Source organism: Streptomyces sp. AM25, assembly GCF_058146165.1.
On sequence record NZ_JBKIWN010000080.1, the window covers coordinates 1 to 6,690 of the forward strand.

At 66.0% G+C, this 6,690-nt stretch carries 4 protein-coding genes and 4 pseudogenes; 4 read left to right on the forward strand and 4 right to left on the reverse strand.

Annotated elements, in window-relative coordinates; translation table 11 throughout:
- The 3 genes and pseudogenes from ACLHRZ_RS36235 to ACLHRZ_RS36245 all read right to left on the reverse strand — a co-directional run.
- Positions 1 to 993, reverse strand: a pseudogene (locus ACLHRZ_RS36235) (ISAzo13 family transposase); the annotation flags it as partial.
- Between the two features lie 57 nt (positions 994 to 1,050).
- Positions 1,051 to 1,863, reverse strand: a pseudogene (locus tag ACLHRZ_RS36240) (IS256 family transposase); the annotation flags it as partial.
- Between the two features lie 64 nt (positions 1,864 to 1,927).
- The gene (locus tag ACLHRZ_RS36245; RefSeq protein WP_490422856.1) at positions 1,928 to 2,218 is read right to left on the reverse strand and encodes a hypothetical protein; all 291 of its coding nucleotides are present in this window, start codon (positions 2,216 to 2,218) and stop codon (positions 1,928 to 1,930) included.
- A gap of 224 nt (positions 2,219 to 2,442) precedes the next feature.
- On the opposite strand from ACLHRZ_RS36245, the pseudogene ACLHRZ_RS36250 reads away from it, so the two are divergent.
- A pseudogene (locus ACLHRZ_RS36250) lies at positions 2,443 to 3,443 on the forward strand (IS5 family transposase); the annotation flags it as partial.
- 3 nt (positions 3,444 to 3,446) lie between these two features.
- Here ACLHRZ_RS36250 and ACLHRZ_RS36255 read toward each other — a convergent pair.
- Complete coding sequence (locus ACLHRZ_RS36255) at positions 3,447 to 4,163, reverse strand: transposase (RefSeq protein ID WP_490422857.1); 717 nt, start codon at positions 4,161 to 4,163, stop codon at positions 3,447 to 3,449.
- A gap of 450 nt (positions 4,164 to 4,613) precedes the next feature.
- Between ACLHRZ_RS36255 and ACLHRZ_RS36260 the strand changes: the two genes are divergently transcribed.
- The 3 genes and pseudogenes from ACLHRZ_RS36260 to ACLHRZ_RS36270 form a co-directional block, all read left to right on the forward strand.
- Complete coding sequence (locus ACLHRZ_RS36260; RefSeq protein ID WP_490422858.1) at positions 4,614 to 5,075, forward strand: contractile injection system spike tip protein; 462 nt, start codon at positions 4,614 to 4,616, stop codon at positions 5,073 to 5,075.
- Between the two features lie 59 nt (positions 5,076 to 5,134).
- Positions 5,135 to 5,467: pseudogene (locus tag ACLHRZ_RS36265) on the forward strand (helix-turn-helix domain-containing protein); the annotation flags it as partial.
- 568 nt (positions 5,468 to 6,035) lie between these two features.
- Positions 6,036 to 6,690, forward strand: a 655-nt coding sequence (locus ACLHRZ_RS36270; protein ID WP_490422859.1) for a reverse transcriptase domain-containing protein, incomplete at its 3' end; no start/stop codon positions are given.

The following is a 6,690-nucleotide window of genomic DNA, read 5'->3' on the forward strand; positions in this document are numbered from 1 at the left end:
CGTCACCGCGCCAGTCCCCGACCCTATTTGAAGTACCCGGCGGAAAGTGGCAGACCGTCACCGTCAGTCCGGCGTCGGCGGCGAACGCGGCCAGTTCGGCCTTCCAGACCCGGTAGCGGTAGCTGTTGGAGCCCCCGGCGTCCGCGGTGATGAGCAGCCGGGATGCCGCGGGGTAGTCGTAGCGGCCGCGTGCCTGCCACCAGCGCCGGATCGACGAGGCAGCGAAGGCGGCGGTGTTGTGGTCGGTGCCGACGTTCACCCAGCCGGTGTTCGCGGTCATGTCGTAGATCCCGTACGGGATCACGGACTCCACGTGCGGGCCGGCGAAGAAGCTGTGGTCCTCGACCTCGACGGACCGTCCGGCCGGCCGCCATTCCTGCCCGGGCATCGGCAGCTGCCCGATCTGTTCCTTCTTCTTCGCATCCACGCTGATCACCGGCTCGCCCGCGGCCTGGTGTTCCTTGACCTGCTCGTTGATATAGCGGAACTGCGCGTCCCGGTCAGGGTGCTGATCGCCTTCCAGGGTCTTGGCGGTCCCCTGCAGACTGAACCCGTTCGCCTTCAACAGCCGGCCCACCGTGTGGGCGCGGCCACGCGATGCCCTTGCCGGGACAGCTCGGCGGCCAGGTTCCGCAGCGACTTCGTCGTCCAGCGCAGCGGCGACATCGGATCACCGCACTCGTCCGGCTCGACCAGCACCATCAACGCCGGAACCAGCTCAGGGTCGATGGCCTCGGCCCGCATCCGCCCGCCGCCAGGGCGCCGGACCCGCCCCTCGGGCAGCGGGTCGCCCCCGGCCTCGAGCTCGAACACGCCCTTGCGGACCGTCGTCTCGCTGACCTCGGCTATCCGCGCGACCACACCGACGCCTCCATGCCCGAGCAGCCGGGCCTCGGTCGCCAGCGCCAGACGCCGTTGACGCTCGTTCAGATACGGAAGCAGAACATCGAACCGTCGCGCCAACCGGCCGCGGACCTCGTCGGATATGCACATACCACACCAACGAGATCACCCTCGTGAAGCAACGCATTGTTTCTTGACGGCTTCACGGTGGATTACGCAGGTCTGGACCGTGGTGCGGGGCCAGACGGCGCTGATCGCGTCCGGCAGTCCGGGCAGGCCGTCGCAGCAGGCCACGAGCACGTCCTCGATCCCGCGGGCCTTCAGCTCGCCGAGGACCGTGAGCCACTGCCCGGCGCCCCCGCTGTCCTTGCCGATCCACAGCCCCAGCACGTGCTTGCAGCCGTCCAGATCGACGCCGACGGCAAGACAGACGGGACGATTCGCCACTTTGCCGTCCCTCACCTTGATCCACAGCGCGTCGGTGCAGGCGACGGGCCACATCGCGTCCAGCGGCCTGGACTGCCGGGCTGTGATCCCGTCGGTCACCGCGTCGGTGACCTTGGAGATCAGGTCCGGGGAGACCTCGGTGCCATACATTTTGGCCAGGTGGGAGCGGATGTCCCGCACGGACATCCCGCGCGCATACAGGGACAGGACCTGCTCGTCGAAGCCGGACAGCCGGCGCGCGTTCTTCGGCACGATCCGCAGTTCGAACTCGCCGTTGCGGTCCCGAGGAACTTCCACCTCGAGCGCGCCGACCTCCGTGAGAACCTTCTTCGATGCACTCCCGTTGCGGCTGTTGCCCGACCCGCGGCCGGCCGGATCCCCTTTCTCATAGCCCAGATGCTCGGTCATCTCGGCCTGCAGAGCCCGCTCCAGCAGGGCCTTGGACAACTGCTGCAGCAGCCCGCCGTCTCCAGCCAGCGGAGCACCGGTGGCATCCGAGGACTCCATCAACTGCTCGACCAGGGCCTCGACCTGCTCAGCCGGGATCGCCTCGCCGGCAGCCGCCCCGGATATCTGGGACCCAGTCACGCGATCTTACCTTTCCGGAGGGGCAGGGCTACGGGCCCCGCCACACTACTCAGATCACGGACCTACACGACTTCTCGGACGCCCTGGCGACCAATCCCGGGTCAACGTCTCGCAGTGCGGCTACGAACTTCGCCGTCTGCCCGGAGTCGGGCGAGGGCACGCCGGAGCTCGGTCTCGGCGCCTCGGGGGTGGGATCGGTCGCAGGCTTCGCGGGTGCCGATGCAGCAGGTTTGGGCTCGGCTTCGGCCTTGTCCTTGTCGTCCTCGAACAGCGACAGGATGCCGCCGAGGGCGAGCACTCCCGCCCCCACCGTCAGCCATGTACGAGTCTTCTTCTGCATTGACGCGCTCTCCCCCGCCATCGCGTACAAACGCTTGCACATAACACGTAGTTCGGGTCTGCGGTCTGAGATCGGTGAATACCAGCCACAGAACGACGGAAAGCCCCGCCCGGTGAGCAACCAGGCGGGGCGGACGCTGCTGATCAGCGGGGGTCTAGGGACTGTGTGATGTCGTGATCAATCTCGGGTTCCCGTGCGGGGCGGAACCTGGTAGGACGCTGGGTGTGACACGCAGGCAACTCACCGATGACCAGCGGAAGTTGATCGAGCCGTACCTGCCGATAGGTGAGTACGGCCCGTATCCTGAGCGGCTTCGGGACCAGTTCGAGGGGGTGATCTGGCGGTTCCGCTCCAGTGCCCAGTGGCGGGAGATGCCCTGCGAGTTCGGTCCGTGGCCGACGGTCTACGGACGCTTCCGCGTCTGGAGGGACGCCGGTGTCTTCACCGCACTGCTGGAAGGCCTGATCGCCGAGGCCGCCCGTTGCGGGAGAACGGACCTGTCCCTGGTCAGCGTGGACTCCACGACCGTCCGTGCCCACCACGACGCCGCCGGGATGATGGTCGGCAAAGAGGTCATGGACGCCCTGGAGGAAGCCGCGGTCGAGCAGAAACAAGCCCGGCAAAAAGGGGCGGTTCGCAGGAACAGAACGGGCAGGACGACGGAAACGACCCTGGACGGGCGGAACAGCGGCGCGTCAGGCGACGCCGCGGGCTCCGTCTGAAAGAAGCCCTGCTCGGCAGGTCGAGGGGCGGGCTGACCAGCAAGGTCCACCTCGCCGGGGACCGCAAGTGCCGGCCGCTGTCACTCGTCCTGACCGCGGGACAGGCCGCCGACAGCCCGCGGTTCGTCCCCGTCCTGGAGAAGGTACGGGTCCGTCTGCCCGTGGGCCGTCCGCGCACCCGGCCCGGCGCGATCGCCGCGGACAAGGCCTACTCGTCTCGCGCCAACCGCGCCTACCTGCGCAAACGCCAGATCAAGGCGGTCATCCCGGAGAAGAAGGACCAGGCCGCCAACCGAAAGAAGAAGGGCAGCCGGGGCGGGCGGCCCGTCAGCCACGACGCCGATCTCTACAAAGACCGGAACACCGTCGAGCGCCTGGTCAACAAGCTGAAGGCCTGGCGGGGCATCGCGACCCGCTACGACAAGACGCCCGAAAGCTACCTCGCCGGCCTCCACCTCCGCGCCTCGATGATCTGGATCAACGACCTCCTGCAGACACCCGATTCATCACAACCTCACACAGCCCCTAAGGCTGCAGCGGGCTCTGTGGAAGACGCGCCAGGATTTCAGTCTCGCGACGCTTCGTTCGACCGGCGCTCGCGCCGCTGACAGGGCCCGGTTGATCGTCCGCCGGGTCGCGGTGAGGTCCCGGTGGGGAAGACGTCTGATCGGCGTGGTCACCCAGGAGCCGGCCCCGATGTATGCGCGGTCGGCGAGGACGGGCACGCCCTGGCGTTCGCAGATTCGGATGATGCGGCGGGTGCGGACCGCGGTCAGGTCGTGGGTGCGGCCGGGCACTGCGGGCGGGATCCACAGCAGCTTGCCCGCAGGGCTGGCAACGAGCTGCACGTTCACGCCGTGGCGGCGGTGCTTCTGGGAGAAGTCGGCCCGGCTGTCCCCGACCCGGTCGCACTCGGCGAGCGTTCCGTCGAGCAGGACGTGATCGGGATCCGTTTCCCGCAGGACCCGCAGCAGCCCGGGCGCCCGGCGGGACAGATGGCCGACGACGGCGGTGACGTAGGCGTGGGCAGTGCCGACGGATATACCGAAACCGGCGGCGATCTGCACGAGCGTCCCGTGCCGACGAAGGCAGACCAAGCCGACGAGAGCACGCTGGTGAGGCGGGAGCTTGCAGCGGCGGTCACCCTCACGGGTGACGATGAGCATGGTTACCCACTCGACCCGGGCGTGCGAGAGGTCGAGTGCGGCAGGATAGGGAACCAACGGAGCTCCTGCGCTGATGAGTTGAGACGTCGAACACCTCTCTCAACGGCACAGGAGCCTCGTGCGTTGCGGGAGGCCACCCTCTCACCCGACCGGTGGCCACTCTGAAAAGGCTCACGCAAAGAATTCAGCATTTGATTTCGCGTTGAGCCTTGACTTTCGCGCTTTCTTTCGCGTCGTTCACGCTTCACGTTCGACGCTTTCGCACGTGCCCGCCCTGCACTGCCCCCCTTGCCGAAGTCGCCCCGGCCTCGCGCTCGTGACGCTCACAGCGACCACCAGCACGATTTAGTGGCGGAGTCTACGAGGCACGGCGGCGGGGCGTTTGTCCGAGCTGTCCCCAGCACCCCATCACCCGAATGGCTGAGCGATGCATGCACGTATCGAGCACCAATGCGATGCTGAACACCACCCGGGGCTCATCGATGATGAAAGATTGGAAGATTACCCATGGGCGAGATTGTGATCATTGCAGGAGATACAGTAACCATCACGACACCCGACAAGACCGTGCCACCCAACGATCCGTCAGCGTCATATACGCTCACTCCTGCCACGCCGCTTCCAGTTTCAGGCTCAAGCCCAAACCTAAAGGTTCGAGGCGCGGCAGCCTGCTGGCCAACCGACATTGAAACGCTTGAGACGGGGTTTACCTATAGGTCTGGCACTTACGAGGGAGGTACTGGAACGGTCACCCTCAAACTCAAAGATGCGAATAAGTCGCAAAAAACCAAGAATTCTGACGAGCAGATCGTCATTAATGGTGGCGCCTTTGATGCAAAATTCACCATTACGACACCCGCCAATGACCCCAATAAGGGCCCGGACCCCAATCGGCTGGTTCGCTCATCGAAGGATGGGACTGCATCGTTCACCTCCCCTACGAAGAATAATTTCTTTCGAGTGGGGTAGAATTGCAGACTTCTAAGGGTTGTCCCGTAACTGCTGGTCACGGGTGAGATGATCTTGATGTGGCTGGTGTGATCACGGCGTCGGAGCCGTCCTGGATAGCCCCGTTCACCGGGCTGAGCCCGCGCTGCTTCGGCAAGCTGGTGACCACGCTCCGACGGGAAGGTGCGGACGAGGTGCGGCGTGGCCGGCCATGGAGCCTGCCCCTGGAGGACCGGGTCCTGCTGGTCGCGGCGTACTGGCGGACGAACCTGACGCTGCGGCAGCTTGCCCCGCTGTTCGGGGTGTCGAAGTCGGCGGCCGACCGCGTCATCAGCCATCTCGGGCCCATGCTGGCGCTCCAGCCGCGCAAGCGGTTCCGCAAGGACACCGTGCTGATCGTGGACGGCACGGTGCGCCACGAGGCGCTTGATGACTGGGCGGGGGTGAAAGGACTCCGCCATCGGACTGTCGCAGCAGTCCGGTTGAAGCTGAGGGTGGGAAGCAGCCCTGACAACGCCGGGACGTGCTGGTACTGCCAGACGGTGCAGGTCCGGCAAGCGAGACGAGAAGGTGTACGCGAGGAACCAGTGGCAAAGCTCCGTAAGCGACGAACCGGCTCCAACCTGGTGGATATGGGCCGGGATGCAGTGCGTGACCACTTTGGTGGTCAACTCCGAAGCCGTGTAGTGCCGACGGTGGGGAGGCCACGATGAAGGACTGCGGCGTAGTCGTGGCGATGCTGCCGGAGCAAGGGCTGGGCACCTCCCTCGTCAACCGGTCATCGAGTGAACGTGGGAACCACCCCTGGTCGCCCTCCGGGCCAGGCAGCCGGCCTGGCCCGGGGCAGGTCCGTCGCCGGCCGAAGGTCGCGGGGTGGGGCGGAGGTCCCGTAGTAGTCCGAGCGCGCGAGAGGCGCGTACATGGCGAAGGGGACCAGCAAGTCAGCAGGGAGGAGACTGGAATGCCAGGAGGATTTCGCCGGTGAACACCGACGAACTGGAGTCGGCCCTTTACTGGGGCGAGCGCCGGGTACTGGGGATTCAGACCAAGCTGCACCAGTGGGCCAGCGGTGACCCTCACCGCCGGTTCGACGGCCTGTTCAATCTCGTGACCGATCCCGCCTTCCTTCTGGTTGCGTGGGATCGGGTGCGGGGCAACAAGGGTGCACGCACCGCCGGAGTGGACGGAAGAACCGCCTACGATATTGAGGCTGTGCGGGGAGTCGAGGTGTTCCTCGCAGAACTGCGGTCAGCATTGAAGGACCGTAGTTTCCGCCCGTTGCCGGTGCGTGAGCGGCTTATTCCCAAGGCGAACGGCAAGTTCCGCCGTCTCGGGATCGCGACCGTTGCCGACCGGGTGGTCCAGGCATCCTTGAAGCTGGTGCTGGAGCCGATCTTCGAAGCGGATTTCCACCCTCAGAGTTACGGGTTCCGTCCGAAGCGCCGGGCCCAGGACGCGGTGGCGGACGTGCGTCACCTGACATCCCGCTCGTATGAGTGGATCGTAGAAGGTGACATTGCTGCCTGCTTCGATGCGCTTTCACACCCCGCCCTGCTGGACAGGGTGCGAAAGCGCATCGGAGACAAACGTGTGCTGGTTTTGGTGAAGGCCTTCCTCAAGGCGGGCATCCTCGGCG

Excerpts from the sequence above, each read along its gene's own strand:
- ACLHRZ_RS36260 (WP_490422858.1), top strand. The coding sequence starts at position 4,614 with ATGGGCGAGATTGTGATCATTGCAGGAGATACAGTAACCATCACGACA.
- ACLHRZ_RS36245 (WP_490422856.1), bottom strand. The coding sequence starts at position 2,218 with ATGCAGAAGAAGACTCGTACATGGCTGACGGTGGGGGCGGGAGTGCTC.